The sequence below is a fragment of the Armatimonadota bacterium genome (assembly GCA_039679645.1).
Lineage (GTDB): Bacteria > Armatimonadota > UBA5829 > UBA5829 > UBA5829 > UBA5829.
In genome coordinates, this window is record JBDKUO010000019.1 from 1 (window position 1) to 18,105 (window position 18,105).

An 18,105-nucleotide genomic window follows, 5' to 3' on the forward strand; every position below is an offset into this window, starting at 1 on the left:
TTTTGCGCCCAGAGCAGATCGTCGAGCCGCAGGCCGACGCCTATTGTCATGCTGCCGATATCGATCCTGAGGTCGCCGGGGCCGAACATGCGCTTGTCGTAACCCAGTTCGGGCGCGCCCTGGCCGGTCTGAGACGAAGTTGCTATTATCACAAAGTCCGCGGTACTGAGGCCGGGCTTGAAGAATATACCTTGAGCATCGGACCTGCGGCTGGCAAGATAGCCCTCGCCCGGAACCGGTGCTTGCGACGCATTTGACCATGTTCCGTCGACGCGGGTATATTTCCATCCGCCGACCACGAACTGAGCGCGCGATCTGCCGACGCCGTCAAATGTGGTGTGAGTAGAGCCTTTATATGATGCCTTACCTACGCTGATGCCCCAGAAGTCAAATGCGAAAGCGCTTGTGCCGAGGCTCATTAAAGCTATGAGTGTTAAAGTTACCGACAGTTTCTTAAACATAGGTTGTCTGCTCCCTTCGAAGTGCCCGTTGATTGCTCCAACTAGCATGTGGCAAGTATCATGCCCTTGAAACTGTGCGTACTACCGGGTTGGAAAAAAACAAGTATCATTACGAGCCCCCAGTGTGGGTTGCCATCTTGTTTCGATTGGAAACCAGTTTTGTTGCGAATGATAGTTTGTCGTCAAAAACATCTCGAGTTTTTTGGGAGGGTGATTAATGATATTTTTTTGTTTTAGCAAGGAACTTGCGCGCCGATTGCGAACCTATATATGTGGGTTACAGGTAAGGTGGTGAGACGAGTGATTGAGTGGACTCCGATTGCGCTGGTATATCTTGGGTGTCTCGTCTTTGGATTTACTCTCGCGCTGGTAACCGCTATCCTTGGTGAGCTAATAGGGCATGCGGATGTCGGCGCTCCGGGGCACGATATCGATATGGGACATGATGTCGATATGGTTCATGTCGGTAATCTGGGTCATGTTGGAGATGTGGGCGACCATGGAGATATAGTCGCGGCTCATACTCATACCGGCGATGCTTCCGGCGCCAGTGTCTTTAATACGCTTACCATAATGACATTTATCGCGTCGTTCGGCCTTTCCGGGCTGTTTGCATTATGGGTCCTCAGGATGCACCCTGTATTGAGCCTTGCTTTCGCGACGCCTATGGGCGTGCTGCTTGCGGCCGCGCAGTTTTTGCTTTATGTGAACATATTTATCAAGGCTCAAGCCAGCAGCGAGGCTACGATGTCGGAGATACTCGGCTGTGAAGCCGAGGTTATAACAACGATACCAAGCGGGCATGTAGGCGAGATAGCATATAACATTAAGGGCACGCGCTATAATGCTCCTGCCACTTCAACCGATGGCGATGAGATAGCTAGAGGAACCAAGGTCTATGTGGTGAATATTAAAGCCAATACATTCGTCGTCAGGCCGATGTGAGTAATAGCTGTGTGAGCGCGAATCACTCTATATTTACGAGAGGAGTAGTGAAGGTATGAACTTACTGAATCCAAGTGGCGTTGCGACTACTGTAGTGGCGGTTGTCGTATTTTTCGTGCTGATCTTTATGATCGCCGCAAGCCGCTATCGCAAGGCGGGACCCAATCAGGTCCTGGTCGTTTATGGTAAGAAGAGGCACTATCGTGACGCAATATCGGGTGAGCGGGGAACGCGTGGGTTCCGTATTGTAAAGGGTGGGGGCGTTGTCGTCCTGCCGATTGTCGAGACATATTCGTATCTGTCTCTTGAACTGATGACGATCGACATTACCACTCCGGCTGTCTATACGGTTCAGGGCGTGCCCGTGCTGGTCGAGGGCGTCGCTCAGATTAAAGTAAGAGGTGACGATACTTCCATAGCGACCGCGGCAGAGCAGTTTTTGGACAAAAACCAGGCGCAGATAGCCGAAATTGCGCACCAGACTCTGGAGGGTCACCTCCGTGCGATTATCGGCACAATGAATGTCGAAGAACTGGTTACAAACCGTGATTCTTTTGCCCAGAGAGTGCAGGAAGTCTCCGCCGGCGACCTGGCGAATATGGGTCTGCAGGTAGTCTCGTTCGTGATCAAGGACATACGCGATACTCAGGGCTATCTTGAGGCATGGGGGCGTCCGAGGATTGCGCTGGTCAAGAGAGATGCGTCGATTGCCGAAGCCGAAGCTCAGAGAGACTCGACAATAAAGTCGGCTCAGGCCAATCAACTCGCTCAGTCGGCTAAGTTTGAAGCGGATACCAAAGTCGCGGAGGCCGACAGAGACTTCAAGTCCAAATTGGCGGAATACAATGCTTCGGTCAAACAGAAAGAAGCCGAATCGGACCTTTCATACGATCTGCAGAAGTTTAAGACGCAGCAGCTTGTCAGATCGGAAGAAGTGCAGGTGCAGGTAATCGAAAAGCAGAAGCAGATCGAGGTCCAGGAGCAGGAAATTCTGCGCAGAGAGAAAGAACTCGCGGCAACTATCGAGCGGCCCGCCATGGCGGAACGTTCGAAGATCCAGCAGCTAGCTGAAGCCGAGCAGTACAGGCTGCAGGCTACTGCGTCCGGTCAGGCTGAGGCCACCAGGCAGGTGGGTCTCGCCGAGGCTGACGCAGCCAAGGCTAAGGGTCTGGCTGAAGCCGAAGTTGTTCAGGCCAAGGGCCAGGCCGAAGCTCTAGCGATGTCAAAGAAGGCTGAAGCATGGCAGCAGTATACCGAGGCGGCTATATTGCAGGTTGTGATCGAAAATCTGCCGCAGCTTGCTCAGGCTGTTGCCGAGCCGCTCTCGAAGACTGAGAAGATCGTGGTGATAGGCGGCGGCAGTGACGGCAGCGCGGGCGCGTCGAAAGTGACGCAGGACGTGGTGAATGTGGTTGCGCAGCTTCCTCCGATGATTCAAGCCCTTACCGGCATGAACCTGGAGGATTTGCTGAAGAGCATTCCTCAGGGTTTTGCCGCACGCAAGCCTAAGCCTTCTACTCCAGCGAAGGCTGAACCCAAACCGGCACCTGAAGCCGAGGATCCTGATAAGCCGCAAGCTTAGCTTGAACCTGCAGGGCAAAACGATGTATGATAGTGCCGTCCGTTTTTGAAGCGGGCGGCATTTTTGCAATTCGCTCTCATAGCAAATATAAAATATCAAATATCCAATATCAAATTCGTTGTGGAGGATTATATGGCTCTTGATGAAGCGGCGGTCGAACAGATAAGCGAGGAGACCGCGGAAAAGTATAGAAAATACGTCAGCCCCGGACAGGCTAACATACTGAAGTTCAGCGGTTTCGATGTGCCTGAAGACAGGGCAGAGGGCTGCTATATATGGGATATATCGGGTCGGAAGTTTCTCGACTGCGTAGGCGGCTACGGCGCATTCAGCCTGGGTCACAGGCATCCAAAAGTCGTCGAGGCGGTGAAAAAACAGCTCGAAAAAGAAGCGCTAAAGAGCCACTTCTTTATGTCGATTGAGCTTGCCGAGGCATGCGAGGCTATGGCAGCAGTGCTCCCCGGTGATATCGACTATTCATTTCTGTGCAACTCGGGGACTGAGGCTGTCGAAGGTGCGCTGAAGGCAGCCCGTATTCACACAGGCCGAAGCGAGTATATAGGCGCGATCAACGGTTTTCATGGTAAGAGCTACGGCAGTCTGTCGGTCTCAGGCAGAGATGTCTATAAAGAACCGTTCAAGCCCCTGCTTCCCATAGCGCAGCAGGTTCCGTTTGGTGATGCGGATGCCCTTGCAAACGCGATAAGCGACAAGACAGCCGCGGTAATCCTCGAAGTGGTCCAGGGTGAGGCCGGCGTTAATGTCCCGCCGGATGATTACTTCCCTAAAGTTAGAGAGATATGCACTGCAAACGGTACGCTTCTGATCTGTGACGAGGTGCGCACTGCATATGGCCGGACAGGCAAGATGTTCGCGACTGAGCACTACGGCATTCAACCGGATATAGTCACAATGGCGAAGGCGCTCGGCGGAGGCGTGATGCCTGTCGGAGCGTTCTCGGCCAATGCGGACATATGGGACTCCATGTTCGGCAAAAACCCGTATCTGCACTCGACTACATTCGGCGGGAACCCGTTGGCATGCGCAGCCGTGATAGCAGCGATCAAAACGACAATAGAAGAAGGGGTGGTCAGACGTTCTGAAGTCCTCGGTCATAAGCTCCTCGATGGCCTGAAAGCGGTCCAGAAGCTTTATCCGAATGTGGTTAAAGAGGTTCGAGGCAAGGGTCTGCTTGCAGGTGTTGAGTTCGATCATGAGGACTTTGCCGCTCTGGTAATTGCTGGGTGTGGCCGTCGGGACGTGCTGGTAGCTTACAGCCTTAATAACCCTAAAGTGATCCGGCTAGAGCCGCCGCTTATTATTGACGAGACGGAACTGCAGCGAGCGATAGATGCGGTCGATGAAGCTGTGGCCGAGACCGCGGAAATGCTCGAAGGCATAACAAACGATTAACTTCAACATACACCGGCACGCTTAGTGCGGTTGCCATTGCCTGCGTGTCGGTGTTATACTGAAAATAATTCTAGTTGAGGTCGTATTTCTATGTTTGTCACCGGATTCGCAGACGAAGCCGCCACTGGTATAGACGGTCAGATCAGAGCCACAAAAGAGCTTGGGTGGAGCAATATCGAGTCGCGCGCAATCGACAATATAAATATTCACGATCTATCGGACAGCGATTTTGATATTGTCTATGGCAAGCTGCAAGATGCGGGAGTAAGAATCAACTGCTTTGGCTCGACAATTGGAAACTGGGCCAAGAAGATCGATGAGCCGTTCGATTCATCTCTTGCCGAAGCGAAGCGTTCGATTTTCAGGATGAACCGGCTCGGGTGCAAGCGCATCCGAATAATGAGCTTTGCGGTGCTCGAAGACCATGAGCCGGATGATCAGATGGAACTGGAACGCTTCAAGAGGCTGTGGGAGCTTCAGTCGATGTTTACCGACGCGGGAATGCAGTGCGTGCATGAAAACTGCATGAACTACGGCGGCATGGGGTGGGCATATACGCTGAGGATAATCGAGAATGTGCCCGGCTTAAAACTTGTGTTCGATACGGGTAATCCCATCTGCAGCCTTGACCGCACAAAGCCGAAGCCGTATCCGATGCAGTCCGCATGGGAGTTTTATTCACATGTGAAAGATCATGTGGCATATGTGCATATAAAGGATGGCCGCTGGGACCCGGAGACTAAGAAAGCCACTTTCACATACCCCGGTGAGAGTGACGGAGACGTGGTGAGGATTGTTAACGACCTGATAGCGAACGGCTATGACGATGGGTTCTCCATAGAGCCGCATATGGCTGTGGTCTATCACGATGCGTCGGTGAAGTCGGAAGACCAGATCAAATACGACACATATGTGGAGTATGGCCGCCGGTTCGAGAAAATATTGAAGGACGCCTGCGCAGCCAACGGCAGAGTGTTTTAGCTATTTGCGTCCGCGCTTTGATTCGTTGCGTCGTTTGATGTCATGCATGCGCTCCTCGCTGTCTTTCATGAACTTTGAGAGCCTGTCTTCAAATGACGCTCCAACCCCTGCCGCAACCGGTGTCTGGGGTGAGTTGTATGTGTGTTGTGTTGTGTTGGGCGATTTGTTTGCCGGTAGAGGATCAAGTCCGCACTGTTTGATGGACAGCTCGAAGCGCCCCTTTGGGCCAATGCGCAGGACTTTGACCTTGACCTCATCACCTTCGCTGATGTAGTCATGTATATCATGCACATAAGCGTTGGCTATTTCCGATATGTGGACAAGTCCGGTGCTGCCTCCGGGCAGCCGCACGATTGCGCCGTATTCAGCTACTTTAAGGACGGCGCCTTTTACAGTGCTTCCAATTTCGATGGCCATATTTATCGGGCAATCCTCCGGGTCTTCTCTCTGACCAAAACGCATTACCCACAAAGCGGCAATAAGTCACAACATTATATATTGCCACAGTATATAAACGGCTTTTGCTATTTGTCAAGTCCTACTTGCCGGCGTCGATGGCATCGGAGAGCTTTATCGTACCGGAATAAATTGCGGTAACTACAACAACGCCCTCGACTCCTAGCGGTTCGAGGGCTTTTAATTCTTTGATATCTATAAGGCTGCTGACTCCGCCCGACGCGATAATCGGGACATTGAGTTTTTGGGCCATGCGTTTAACGGCGATTATATTTACTCCGCCGTGCATGCCTTTTCGAGATACATCTGTGAAGACAATCCGGTGCGCTCCAAGGTCACACATACGTTTTGCGAAATCATCGGCGCGCTCGTCTGTTCTGGCTTGCCAGTCACGAACGGCTACATAGCCGTTGAGGCTCGCCAGGCTCAATATGGTTTTGTCGGCAAGTGTGCTGAATAACTCTTTTGCGAACTGCTCTTCCAGCGCTGCGTTTGTGCCGACGACAATGCGATCAACACCAAGGTCGAGGACGCGTTTTGCGGTATCTACGCTTCGAATGCCTCCGCCCAGGTCAACGGGGATTTTTGCTGTGTCGATAATTTCTTTTACTGCTTTGAGGTTTTGTGGCTCGCCCATACGGGCACCTTCGAGGTCGGCTAAATACAGGCGGCGCGCGCCCTGGTCAGCCCAGGTCTTCGCGACATGCCCGGGGTCGTGAGAATGCGGTGTATTATGTCCGAAAGACATATGCACCGGACACACGCATTTGTCATCGAGCAGGTCTATGCCTGGGATTACTTCCATCTGTCCTCCAAAGTTTTTATATGGCCAGAGCGTCGGCAAGCGAGAGATCACCGGTATACAGCGCCTTGCCGAGTATTGCCCCCTCTATTCCTATACTTTCCAGCGATTTGAGCTGTTTGATATCTTCGATTGTGCTGACTCCGCCCGATGCAATGACCGGGATATCAATCGATTCGGCCATGTGCTTCATTGCGGCTATGTTTGTCCCGGCAAGCATACCGTCGCGCGAGATGTCGGTGTATATCACTCGTTTAGCTCCGAGTGCCTGCATTCTAAGAGTGAAATCTACAGCCTTTTCTTGGGTAGTTTCCTCCCAGCCTTTTATCGCGACAAGTCCATCACGAGCATCTACACCAAGCACCGCCCCGTCGCCGAGTTCTTTGAAGATCGTTTCAGCCAGAGAGCTGTTCAGAACTGCTGATGTGCCTATAATTACGCGCCCGACACCTATATCGAGTATTTGCTTTGCCGTTTCAAGACTGCGTATGCCGCCGCCGAGTTCGACCGGAATTTTCACTGCTGCAACGATCCGCTTGATGGACTCGGTCTCTTGAGGAGCGCCCTTGCGTGAGCCGTTGAGGTCTACCAGGTGCAGGCGTTGAGCGCCTTCGTCTTCCCATCGACGCGCCATCTCAGCAGGGTCGTCGGCGAAAACGGTCACGGCGTCGAACCGACCCTGCTGGAGCCGGACGCACTTTCCGTCCATCATATCTATCGCTGGAATCAGTTCCAATACGTTCGCAAGCCTCCGCAAGTCACTCGGCAGTAATATTTGTGTATTAATTAGTATATCAGACTAATGGCAAGTTGCGCTAGAGCTAAATCATCCTTAGCAGCATAAAACCGAGGACATCGGCGAGGTTTTTTGCTGCAAGATCGGTTTTTCGGCGCATCTGACAAATACTCTGCCATGTGTGAGGCCGGGCTGCGATATACAATAGCCGGCGCCATGTGTTTTCGATCGAAGTCAGTGTGATTATGAAGTCGGGGATAGAATCAAAGGCGCTGTCGCTTATGCTTCGAATGGCGGCGAATGGAACGCCTCGGCTGCTGCAGATAGCGGCGGCAGCGTATGATTCCATATCCAGCGCACCTGCTCCGGTAGATAGAAAGAGTTTTCTCTTTTGTTGAGGGCTGGCTATTATGCGGTCTACTGAGACCATATTGCACTGGTAGATAGCAAAATCTGTGTTTGAGCCTGGTGGAGGAAGTGTCGACAGCAGCCCTGCGTCACTGTGATAGGCGGTCCTATCGGAGTCTGTTGTGATAATTCTGTCTGCTATGACCACATCTCCTACTTTTGCGACCGGGTCGAGCGCCGCTGCAAAGCCTGATGATATTATCCACTGAGCACCGGAGTCGATCAGATTTTCGGCTGCTTTTGCGCAATTATCTTTCCCGATGCCGCTGATGGCTGCGTATACTTCCAGTTGACCTATTAGGCATGCAATATTGCCGTTTCGTATACGCACAACCGATCTCGACTCGGCGAGTACGCGTTCAAGTCCTGCTGCTTCCTCGCGAAGCGCGAAAACTATTCCCAGCTTGCCTTTGGTCCCGAGTTCGGTCAATTATCTCCTCCGAGGGTATACATTCATCAAGGTTGATACCCATTGCATGCCGTTTGAGGAACCACATTGGATAAGAACGAACACATGAACAGACTCAAGATCGAAGCGCTGTCTCTGAAAGATGAGATATGCGGTCCGTCAGTAAATATAGTCTGGGGGGAGGGTGGCCTCGATTCTGCGCTTGCTGTTGTGGGAGAGGCTCCCGCTGTTGATGAAAACCGCATCGGCAGGCCGTTTATCGGCAGAGTGGGGCGTTTTCTGGACCATGATCTTGAAATCGCGGGGATTGAGCGCAGTCGAGTCTATATAACCAATACTCTGAAATGCTGGTCTTTCAAAATGAAAGGCGCGAGGCGGGTAAACCGACCGCCGTCCACTAGAGAGATCGAGGCATGGTCGGATGTGCTATTGCGTGAGGTCGAAATAGTAAATCCGGCGTTTATATTATGCTTAGGGAATATATCGGCAGGCGCATTGATACATAAGCAATTCGTGATGAAAAGAGAGAGGGGAGCCTGGTTTGACGGACCGTTTGGATCACGAGTGATGGCTACATATCACCCGGGTTATGTTGCCAGGTTTGGCGGAATGAACGACGGAGCTGTATTAAAAAAATTCCGCCGCGATTTGAGAGAAGTTGCGGCGGAATTTGCGAAATTTGATATGTAACCCGTTATCGCCCGAAGCGCTTTCGCAGCAGCGACACTGCGCCCAGCATCGGCCCACCTATACCAAACAACACTGAGGCAGGGACTTCGGGAACCACATTGCCGGTCGGCTTGTAAAATGCCGTTATATTCTTCTCCTGGCCTTCATCGTAATAGCCTACATGCAGTCCATAAATTACAGATGTGCCGTTCAACATGAAGTCGGTATAGGTGAAAGACTTATTATCATTAACCGTATTTGGCACTATGCGGTCTTCTGTGCCCTGCGCGCTCCAACCTGCAACAACATAATTGTTTGGTGAAGATATATTAGGGTTTGTGTCCCACTTCCAAAGGACATTTTTGGGATTTGCCGGATCTACTATGTTATCGCCACCGGCATAAAATGTATTGATCCCATTGTTTGAAAGTGTGTAGAAACCCTGAATCCATGCAATATCGTGTTCAATGCCGCCAATTGTGATTGTTGGTTGTATAATATCAGAAAATGCCACTGTATAGGTTAGTGTATCTGTTGCAAATGCAGGTGTTATGTCTACCCCATCAAACTCTGCATATTTGAATGAAGTCCAGGATTCTGCATATGCTCCTGTGCTTACTATAAGCAACGTTAATGCACAGACTAACAATACTTTGCGTAGTACGTTCAGCATTTGTAGTTCACCCCTAATGGCTATCCATGCCAATACCATTGTTTGATACGACTGTACTAATATACCTCAAAACAATGGTTGAGTCAAACATTCAGGGGCGTTTTAATAAAAAACAGGTAATATTACAGGGGCGATTTTTCTGTAGCTTGCGGAGTATATTGCTCATATGTGTCAGGATACGATTACCCTGACACATACGTGCAAAATATAATATATAAAATACTCAATACTAAATTTGTTTAGTGGTGTGAGAAGCATCTTTCGCCGGTAAACACCATCGTAATGCCATGTTCGTTACACGCCTTGATTGATTCCCAGTCTCGGACTGAACCGCCCGGCTGGACGATCGCTTTAATTCCCGCTTCGGCGGCTGCGTCTACACTGTCACGGAATGGAAAAAACGCATCAGAACTCATTACCGCGCCCTCGAGTGTCTCGCTGCCCTTGAATTTTTCTTTTGCCTTCTCAATGGCCTGGCGGACGGCAGTGACCCGGTCCTGTTGGCCTGTGCCTACAGCAAGCGTTACGCCATTTTTAGCGATCACGACGCCATTTGACCGAACGTTGAGGTTTACATACCAACTGAATAGCAGGTCGTCGAGTTGGCCTGCGGTCGGCTGCTTTTCGATAGCGAACTTGCCGTGTTTGGCATGCTCGGTGGAAGCAGGCATAAGATCGGAGGCGCTCTTAATGCCGGTTAGCAACGGTTCGGCTACTACGACTGTGGCGTCCGCGAGAGTCTTTATAGTGGGCGCGGCATGGTCGCCGACCCACTTAGGTAGACTGGTCATGTTAGGGATTTTGATGACCCTGATCTCTTTGTTCATCTTATATGTGTCATGATCGTTTAGAATCTGCAGGGCTTCATCATCGAAATCGGGAGCCGCAACGACTTCGACTACTGTGGTCATGATCTCTTTGGCTGTATCTGCATCCACTTTAGTGTTGAATACGGCTGTTCCACCGAATGCGGCTATGGCGTCCGCGTCGCGAGCGCGAAGATATACGGTGCGTGTATCCTGGTCGCCGAATTGGACTGCGACTCCGCTCGGATTCAGATGCTTCATCACTGCGCAAGCCGGTCTGTCGAAATACTTTACTATGTTTGAGCCGTGATTGAGGTCGCCGTAGTTGGTCTCGGAAAGTCCGGATTTACCGCTTTTTAACTGCACCATATCTCCGAACGGCATACCTGATGAATCCTTGGGTTTATAGAAGCTTGCTCCCTGATGTGGATTTGTGCCGTATCGAAGGTCCTCGACCTTGACATACGTTGTTCCTAAGATTTCGACCTCATCCGGGAAACCGCTTTGCGTGCGGCTGAAATATTTCGCCCTGTAATTTTCGACCATTCGATTCTCCTTAGATATAGCTGAGAGTAAAGGGTGGAGAGCTAAGAGCCCGGACCCATTGCTGCTCAGTTGGCTGTCTGATGTGTTATTTATCCAACAGTGCTATACTTATACTTCGGCGCAAGGACTCCTTCAAATCGCTATAAACTATGCGGGTAATTGGTGTGCGTGGTATCGTCTAATATATAGTGTAAGATGGTTTCTCAGGGAGGGACGCGATAATGCGGCGCATCGCAATAATTACATACATGGTCTTGCTGATCTCTTCGGCGATTACATGCACAGCCGATGAACAGGCTTGGCAGTGGCCGGAGAAGCTGACCATTGCGGGTTTCAATATCACGGATATAAAGGGCACGACTCGACCTGACGGTTCTGGCAGCGCTACAGGAACACTGTCGCTTGGTTCGTTGGGCAGTCAGAGTATATCTCTTGGCCGATCATCGAAGGAAGTAATAACAGGTTCCATTTCGCTTAGTGCAAATTCCGCAGGGGCCGATATTCAGGCTAAACTCGTTCTGGATGAAAACGGTCTCGCAGGTAAGGGCACGATCAAGTCTTCCCCAAAACTGATTGCGGATGCTTCAATGAGTGTGACCGGCGCAGGTGTGATCAGCGGCTCGGGAAGAGTCGCTCTAGGCGGTCTGAGTGTGCCTGTGGATTTTGAGATAGGCAGATCGTTCAATGTAAACGGCTCTGTCAATGTCGGCAAACAGGTGGATACTCCGCTGGCTCTATATGCATTCAGCGGCAGCCTGGACTTGCGCGGCGACTCGGGTAAAATTCTCGTTTTCGCAAATGGTAAAGTGCAGCGCACCGGTAAGGTCGCCAATCAGACAAGCGTCGAGAGTGTCTCGGATGCGGCAGTTAACCCGTCGGACGGCCAGGCGATCATCAATGTCGGTGGTGTCAATGTCACATTCAAGTTCTTCTGATTGTGTCGCGGCCGATTTCCGCAGGAACTCGAAGGCAATAATCGGCGTCTTACCAGTGGTAGGACATACCCATTTGACCATTTGACGCTCCCGCCGCAGGGCGATATAATTGTGCTTGCAGGGCAATAGGACAAACGAGCCTGGAGGAATATCGATGTTTTTAAGGCGTGCCGGTCTTCTGGCAGCTATTTTGCTGACTGCCTCTTCATCTGCATTTTCCGCGGACTGTTTAATGGGGCATTACGAGCCTAATCAGGGTGGCTATACTTCCGAAAAATTACGGCTGCCCCTTGCGTTGAACTGGGAATTCACATCGCTAAAGTTTGACAACAATCCGTCTTCGCCGCTGGTTGTGGACGGAGTGTGTTATTTTGCGAGCGGGTCCAATGTATTTGCCGTTGATCTGGCAACAGGCGTAAAGAAATGGCAGTATCCCTCAGACAGGCCGCTCGCTGGGTCTATTAAGACTACGCCTGCATTCTATGGCGGACGCATATACTTCACCTCGGTCGACGGAAATATGTATTGTGTTGATGCCGGGACGGGTGTATTTCAGTGGGCTTATCAGGCCCGCGGCGCCATAAGATGCTCGCCGGTCATTGACGATGGGGCAATATATTTCGGAGCCGACGACAATTCCGTATATGCTGTTGATGCCGAGAGCGGCGAGGCGCTGTGGTCGTCTCCATTTACAACGCGCGACGATTTTGCTCGAAATCTGGCTGTTGGTTCGGGGATCGTAGTTGCCGCATGCATGGATGGAATGTTATACGGCGTCAACAAAGGCACAGGCACGCTCAAGTGGATGTTCAGACTCCCGGAAGCTCCTGTTAGGACATCTCCGATTATTGCCAATAACCTGGTAGTTATGGCGATAGGCAGTTCCATTTATGGGCTTCCGATCAGGAGCGGCCAGATAAAATGGATGATTACATTGCCTGCCGAGGCGGCTGCCAGCCCTGCCGCTTGTGGACAGGAAATATATGTTCCCTGCCGTGATAAAAAAATCTATGCCTACACGCTCAATGGTCGACAGCCGACACTTAAGTGGGCTGCGCCTATCGACCTGGGCGCTGTTCCAATGTCAAGTCCGATTGTTGCCGACGATATGCTGTATGTCACCACAAACAAGGGAGTCATCGCAGCATATGCAGTTGCGGACGGGACATTGAAGTGGCGCTATATCGCTTCTCCGTCACTTGTCACCATGTCCGGGACAAACTACGTTGACGCGTCCAGCTCGCCGACTGTCGCAGACCAGTCGCTGCTTGTCTTGACCGATGACGGTGTGCTGCACTGCTTCTCACCGGACGCTCCCGACAATGAAGCTCCGGCTGAGTTTAAGCTTCAACCGACAAATGCAATAGCGATGTCTGGTGTGCCGCCTATCAAGATGTCGGCTATTATATATGATATTGGCAGTGGAGTTGATTTTAGTAGCGTGGCTATGTCTCTGGATAATGACCCTGTGGCGTATAAAGCCGACATAGAAACCTCTACCATTACTTATGTGACCGAGGTGGCTGAGGACGGTAAGCCTGTAACTAAGCTGCCGGACGGCATTCACACTATAAAGCTCACAGCGAAAGATTACTTTGGCAATACACTGAGCAAGGAATGGTTTTTCTTTGCCGACAATACATTGCCTGCGCCCAAAAGGGCGGTTTCCGATACGACTGGAAAGAAGACAAAAGAGACAACGAAGAATAAGATACAAACGCCAAACAAGCGCACCAATACATGGGGCGGAGGCAACACCGGAGGCGATCAAAACTCACCACCGCCTCCACCACCTATGCCTGGTGTTCCGACTACGCCCACGGACGCGGGTGGTGCGGCACCGGCTGCTGCAGGAGACTAACAATAATGAGCGTGAAAAAGTCACGCGGATGATGATGAACGAACCTGAACTCAGGGCTTGGCTGAGGCTGAGCAGATTAGAGTTGACGCCGAGGGCTGCCGGATCTTTATTAGATCGATTCGGCGGCCCTGAGGCCGTTTTCGAGGCATCGGAATCCGACCTTGAAAAAGTGGAACAGCTTACCGAAAAAGGCAGGTCGAAGGTTCTGGGGCCTGTTCCCGCCGCTATTGAGCGCGATCTGCAAATAATAGACACCAGGAAAATTACCCTGATCCCCATCACTTCAGAAAACTACCCCGCATCTCTTAAGCAAATTTATGACCCGCCTGTCCTGTTATATATCCGCGGGAGCATCATTGAGTCGGATAAGCTCGCTATTGCGATTGTCGGCTCTCGAAAGGCAAGCGTTTACGGTAAGTCTATCGCCGAAAAAATCGGCAAGGACCTTGCGGGACGTGGTCTGACCGTGGTAAGCGGCGGCGCGCGCGGTATCGATACGGCGGCTCACAGGGGCGCGCTTGAGGTGACCGGCAGGACAATCGCTTTTCTCGGCTGTGGAATTGATGTCGTCTATCCGGCTGAAAACACAAAGCTCTTCGAAGCTATTGCGGAAAGTGGGGCGGTGGTCTCGGAATTTCCTTTAGGTTCATCTCCCGAGCCTTGGCGATTCCCGCCAAGAAACCGTCTCATAAGCGGTCTGAGTATTGGTGTGCTCGTATGCCAGTGTCCATTGCGCTCTGGCGCTCTGATTACGGCTGACTATGCTCTGCAGCAGGGCAAAGATATCTATGCAGTGCCGGGCAATGTGGGTGATGAGCGCAATTCGGGCTGTCACCGGCTCATAAAGGATGGAGCGAAGCTTGTCGAGAGCGCGGAAGATATACTGGAAGAACTAGGTATCGAAAAAAAGAGCGCGGATGATCAGGCTCAGCTTGCGCTTCCAATCGGGTCGATGAGTGACCAGGAGCGCGATATTATTTCACTCCTGTCGCTTGATCCTATGCAGGTTGATGAAATTATCGAGAAGTCATCTCTCAGTGCGCCGATGGTTTCAGGCACGCTGACTGTCCTTGAAATGAAGAACCTTGTAAAGCGCGTGCCTGGAAACGCCTACGTCCGTGCGCTGTAGATACTTATAACCTCTTCCAAAGCGCTTCGTCTTTATGCTACAATCCAAGTATGAAAGCTACAGTAATTATCCCAGCGCGTATGGGCGCGACAAGGTTTCCCGGCAAGCCTCTTGTCGATATTTGCGGCAAACCCATGGTCCAATGGGTCTACGAGCGAGCTTCTCAGGCTGAATCTGTTGACAGAGTTATCGTGGCTACCTGCGACAAAGAGATTATCGATGCGGTGGAATCGTTCGGAGGCGAGGCGGTTATGACCTCAGACAAGCACCGCTCAGGCACAGACAGGCTCGCAGAGGTCGCAGATGCTTTGGATTCGGAACTAATAGTCAATGTCCAGGGCGATGAGCCTCTTATCGACCCAAAGTCAATAGAGCATGCGATAAGGCCGTTTGATGAAGAGCCGGACCTGAACATGTCCAGCCTGATGGTCCCGATTGACTCCGAGTCGGCTAAGGACCCTAATCTCGTGAAGGTCGTAGTCACTCTCGATAACTATGCGCTCTACTTCTCCCGAAGTCCTATTCCATTTGAGAGAAAGCCGCTTGTTGGCAGGAGTATATATGGTCATGTCGGGCTGTATGCATATACCAGGCAGTTCTTGCTGCAGTTCGCTGCAATGGAGCCGACACCGCTTGAGATGGCGGAATCGCTGGAGCAGCTTCGAGTTTTGGAACACGGATATCGAATAAAGATGGTCGAGATTGCGGATGCTCCGATGGGTGTGGATACTCAAGATGACCTTGAGCGTGTGCGCGCAGTATTGAGGTCATGATTTTAACAGTTGACTGAGCAGCGGCATGTACGGGCTCTTCGCTCTCTACTCTCCGCTCTCAGCTTTTTTAAGGAGACATAAGATGGTTATTGCCAGAGCAGGAAATGTTGAGTTTGGCGATGGCAAGGGGCTTGTGCTTATAGCGGGTCCCTGCGTGATAGAATCGGAAGAGCTTTGCCTTGAGGTAGGGCGTGAGGCTAAGCGTATTTGCGATAGCCTCGGGATAGCCTACGTATTCAAGGCCTCGTTCGATAAAGCCAATCGGACGTCGGTCGAGTCTTTCAGAGGACCTGGACTGGAAAAGGGTCTGGAGATACTGGCATCGGTTAAATCGAAGCTGGGTGTGCCTGTATTGACCGACATACATGAGAGCTATCAGGCAAAACCTGTCGCTGAGGTTGTCGACATTCTGCAGATTCCCGCGTTTTTGTGCCGCCAGACCGATCTCATCGTAGCAGCCGCCGAGACAGGCAAGTGCGTGAATATTAAGAAAGGCCAGTTCCTTGCACCGTGGGATATGAAAAACAGTGTCGGCAAGGCAAAGAGCACGGGAAATGAGAATATCAGCCTGACTGAGCGCGGTGTATCTTTCGGGTATAACACTCTCGTTGTGGATATGACCAGTTTGCCTGCAATGCGTTCTCTAGGCTGCCCCGTAGTTTTTGATGCAACTCATGCAGTGCAAAGGCCCGGCGGTCTGGGTAATGCGTCGGGTGGGGCAAGGGAGTTTGTTCCGCATCTTGTGAGGGGCGCTGTTGCAGTAGGTGTAGACGCGCTCTTTATGGAGGTTCACCCTGACCCGCCCCATGCATTGTGCGATGCGGCAAGTATGCTGGCTCTCGCTGATCTGCCCAAGGTTTTGTCTGATGCGAAGGCGATTGAAAATGCGTTGAGCTAGAAGCGAGCATCAAGGTTTTACTTCGGGGCATTCGCCCGAGAATTATAGAATGGCGAAAACGCGAAGCAGAGGTTTTTTTGTATTTTCGCGTTTTCACGATTGATTACTACCTTATTGTATTGGTGAGGATTAATGTCAGTTAGAGTCGGGTTTATAGGCACGGTCGGATGCATTTCAAACACGTGTATGCTCAGCGTGCCTTATAAGGTCGGGCTGCATGTCATCGCCAAGGACCTGGTAATAGAGATTCATGGCGATCTGAAGGTGATTGAGCCTGGTCATACGGAGGTCTTCACCAGCGGTGTAGATTCAATGCTTGCCGAGAACCAGGCGTTTATTGACGCAATCAGGTCAGGCAACGGAGACAATATCCGCTCGACTTACGATGATGCGATCAAAACTTTGGCAGTTACTCTGGTCTGCAATGAGTCTGCTGCGATGGGCAGTCCTGTTAAGGTTAAGAGCCGGTAATGGAGTATGAGGGCAAAACAAAGCGGCTCAGAGCAGTAGTGCAGGGACGCGTGCAGGGTGTGGGCTTTCGATATTTTGTGATCGAGCAGGCTCGCATGCTGCATCTGGTCGGATTGGTTAGAAATCTGCGCAATGGAGATGTCGAGGTTATCGCCGAAGGTGAGGAAGGACCGCTGGAGGCTCTATTGGTGGCTCTAAAGAATGGCCCAAGGATGAGCTACATAGAAAATGTGCACGCTGTATGGTCACCTGCGACAGGGGAATACAGGACATTCTCAGTGGCATCGACAAAATAATGGTGGGCCCACTCGGATTCGAACTAAGGACCAAGCGGTTATGAGCCGCCCGCTCTACCGCTGAGCTAACCACTCTCAAATCTACCCCTTGGGCAAAAACCAAGGACGGTTGCAAAAGTTTTGATTGTCAATAACCAAGGACGGTTGTAAAGCACCTGTAACCGTCCTTGGTTCGTGTTACCGTGTGATGGTATCATACCACCCTGTATCAAGCAGTGTCAACACGTTTGAAAAAAGCCTGCAAGAAATCAAGTTTTCAAGTGTCAACATTTTAAGCTCAGCTCATTGACAGTTTTCAACCACATTGTGAAATTGTCAGGCAAAAAATATAGCATATAAACCGAGGAAAACCGCGGTGACTCAGACCCCCGGCACGTGGATAGGGTGGGAAGGACCCGCTTGAATTCCGATAAACAGCGGAACAGGTCGCTAACGTACTCTTACTTTGCGAATACGTTTCTCAGCTCCTCAAAGCTACCGACTTGATACTTCTCAAATTCCTCTTCCCTTATATAGAGATAAGAATACTTGTCTGCGTCGTTAGCGGCATTAACATCATTGCACCATGCGGCGAGCCTCTGGATTTTCAAAGGGTCGTCTAAGTCTTCCCGCCCCTTTGTCTCTACAACGCAAACATCATCCTGAGATAGTTTTACAACGAAGTCAGGATAATAATATGAGATATCGCCATCGGCGTTCTGATAGTCGATTTTGAAATTGACGGCGAAATAATTGATAAGGGTAAACCCCCGGCTTTGCCGGGGAGACTCCCATAGTTTGACATATGCTGGAGTCGTCCATCATGCTCAGTTTCAGGAACCGCTCAAAGTTTCTGAAAGGAGCAATAAATGGACG

Annotated in this window: 19 protein-coding genes; 12 read left to right on the plus strand and 7 right to left on the minus strand. The window is 51.1% G+C overall.

What is annotated here, in order from left to right; all coding sequences use genetic code 11:
- Window positions 1-461: hypothetical protein (locus tag ABFD83_04070; GenBank protein ID MEN6356242.1), on the minus strand; the 461-nt coding region annotated here is incomplete at its 3' end.
- Window positions 462-761: 300 nt separating this feature from the next.
- Between ABFD83_04070 and ABFD83_04075 the strand changes: the two genes are divergently transcribed.
- The 4 genes from ABFD83_04075 (at window position 762) to ABFD83_04090 (ending at window position 5,382) form a co-directional block, all read left to right on the plus strand.
- Window positions 762-1,406 (plus strand): NfeD family protein, encoded by a 645-nt coding sequence (locus ABFD83_04075; GenBank protein MEN6356243.1) that lies wholly within the window; start codon window positions 762-764, stop codon window positions 1,404-1,406.
- A 55-nt stretch (window positions 1,407-1,461) separates the two neighbouring features.
- Window positions 1,462-2,988 carry an SPFH domain-containing protein gene (locus ABFD83_04080; protein ID MEN6356244.1) on the plus strand — a complete coding sequence of 509 codons (1,527 nt, stop codon included), beginning with the start codon at window positions 1,462-1,464 and terminating at the stop codon, window positions 2,986-2,988.
- Window positions 2,989-3,120: 132 nt separating this feature from the next.
- The gene (locus ABFD83_04085) at window positions 3,121-4,401 is read left to right on the plus strand and encodes an aminotransferase class III-fold pyridoxal phosphate-dependent enzyme (protein MEN6356245.1); all 1,281 of its coding nucleotides are present in this window, start codon (window positions 3,121-3,123) and stop codon (window positions 4,399-4,401) included.
- A 90-nt stretch (window positions 4,402-4,491) separates the two neighbouring features.
- Window positions 4,492-5,382 carry a TIM barrel protein gene (locus ABFD83_04090; GenBank protein ID MEN6356246.1) on the plus strand — a complete coding sequence of 297 codons (891 nt, stop codon included), beginning with the start codon at window positions 4,492-4,494 and terminating at the stop codon, window positions 5,380-5,382.
- Here the strand turns inward: ABFD83_04090 and ABFD83_04095 are convergent, their stop codons facing one another.
- From ABFD83_04095 to ABFD83_04110, 4 genes are all read right to left on the minus strand, one after another.
- Window positions 5,383-5,799: a S1 RNA-binding domain-containing protein gene (locus ABFD83_04095; GenBank protein MEN6356247.1), complete on the minus strand. Its 417-nt coding sequence runs from the start codon at window positions 5,797-5,799 to the stop codon at window positions 5,383-5,385.
- Between the two features lie 121 nt (window positions 5,800-5,920).
- On the minus strand, window positions 5,921-6,643 hold the full coding sequence (locus ABFD83_04100) for a HisA/HisF-related TIM barrel protein (protein MEN6356248.1): 723 nt from the start codon (window positions 6,641-6,643) through the stop codon (window positions 5,921-5,923).
- 16 nt (window positions 6,644-6,659) lie between these two features.
- Window positions 6,660-7,376 carry a 1-(5-phosphoribosyl)-5-[(5-phosphoribosylamino)methylideneamino]imidazole-4-carboxamide isomerase gene (gene hisA, locus ABFD83_04105; GenBank protein ID MEN6356249.1) on the minus strand — a complete coding sequence of 239 codons (717 nt, stop codon included), beginning with the start codon at window positions 7,374-7,376 and terminating at the stop codon, window positions 6,660-6,662.
- 85 nt (window positions 7,377-7,461) lie between these two features.
- Window positions 7,462-8,214, minus strand: coding sequence for a hypothetical protein (locus ABFD83_04110; protein MEN6356250.1), 753 nt, complete (start codon window positions 8,212-8,214; stop codon window positions 7,462-7,464).
- Between the two features lie 66 nt (window positions 8,215-8,280).
- Between ABFD83_04110 and ABFD83_04115 the strand changes: the two genes are divergently transcribed.
- A complete protein-coding gene (locus ABFD83_04115) occupies window positions 8,281-8,883 on the plus strand; it encodes a uracil-DNA glycosylase (protein ID MEN6356251.1) in 603 nt (200 codons plus the stop codon).
- 4 nt (window positions 8,884-8,887) lie between these two features.
- On the opposite strand, the gene ABFD83_04120 is transcribed toward ABFD83_04115, so the two are convergent.
- Both ABFD83_04120 and ABFD83_04125 read right to left on the minus strand, forming a co-directional pair.
- Entirely contained in the window at window positions 8,888-9,535 is a 648-nt protein-coding gene (locus tag ABFD83_04120; protein ID MEN6356252.1) for a hypothetical protein, read from the minus strand.
- 239 nt (window positions 9,536-9,774) lie between these two features.
- Window positions 9,775-10,887 (minus strand): IMP cyclohydrolase, encoded by a 1,113-nt coding sequence (locus ABFD83_04125; protein MEN6356253.1) that lies wholly within the window; start codon window positions 10,885-10,887, stop codon window positions 9,775-9,777.
- 221 nt (window positions 10,888-11,108) lie between these two features.
- On the opposite strand from ABFD83_04125, the gene ABFD83_04130 reads away from it, so the two are divergent.
- The 7 genes from ABFD83_04130 to ABFD83_04160 all read left to right on the plus strand — a co-directional run bounded on the left by ABFD83_04130 (window position 11,109) and on the right by ABFD83_04160 (window position 17,250).
- Window positions 11,109-11,822 (plus strand): hypothetical protein, encoded by a 714-nt coding sequence (locus ABFD83_04130; GenBank protein MEN6356254.1) that lies wholly within the window; start codon window positions 11,109-11,111, stop codon window positions 11,820-11,822.
- A gap of 154 nt (window positions 11,823-11,976) precedes the next feature.
- A complete protein-coding gene (locus ABFD83_04135) occupies window positions 11,977-13,683 on the plus strand; it encodes a PQQ-binding-like beta-propeller repeat protein (GenBank protein MEN6356255.1) in 1,707 nt (568 codons plus the stop codon).
- Complete coding sequence (gene dprA, locus ABFD83_04140; GenBank protein ID MEN6356256.1) at window positions 13,655-14,812, plus strand: DNA-processing protein DprA; 1,158 nt, start codon at window positions 13,655-13,657, stop codon at window positions 14,810-14,812. Before ABFD83_04135 ends, dprA begins: the two co-directional genes overlap by 29 nt.
- Window positions 14,813-14,862: 50 nt before the next feature.
- Window positions 14,863-15,585 (plus strand): 3-deoxy-manno-octulosonate cytidylyltransferase, encoded by a 723-nt coding sequence (gene kdsB / locus ABFD83_04145; protein MEN6356257.1) that lies wholly within the window; start codon window positions 14,863-14,865, stop codon window positions 15,583-15,585.
- Between the two features lie 82 nt (window positions 15,586-15,667).
- Window positions 15,668-16,483, plus strand: coding sequence for a 3-deoxy-8-phosphooctulonate synthase (gene kdsA, locus ABFD83_04150; GenBank protein ID MEN6356258.1), 816 nt, complete (start codon window positions 15,668-15,670; stop codon window positions 16,481-16,483).
- Between the two features lie 132 nt (window positions 16,484-16,615).
- Complete coding sequence (locus tag ABFD83_04155; GenBank protein MEN6356259.1) at window positions 16,616-16,954, plus strand: hypothetical protein; 339 nt, start codon at window positions 16,616-16,618, stop codon at window positions 16,952-16,954.
- Window positions 16,954-17,250, plus strand: coding sequence for an acylphosphatase (locus tag ABFD83_04160; protein ID MEN6356260.1), 297 nt, complete (start codon window positions 16,954-16,956; stop codon window positions 17,248-17,250). The genes ABFD83_04155 and ABFD83_04160 overlap by 1 nt, the downstream gene beginning before the upstream one ends.
- Window positions 17,251-18,105: the final 855 nt, after the last annotated feature.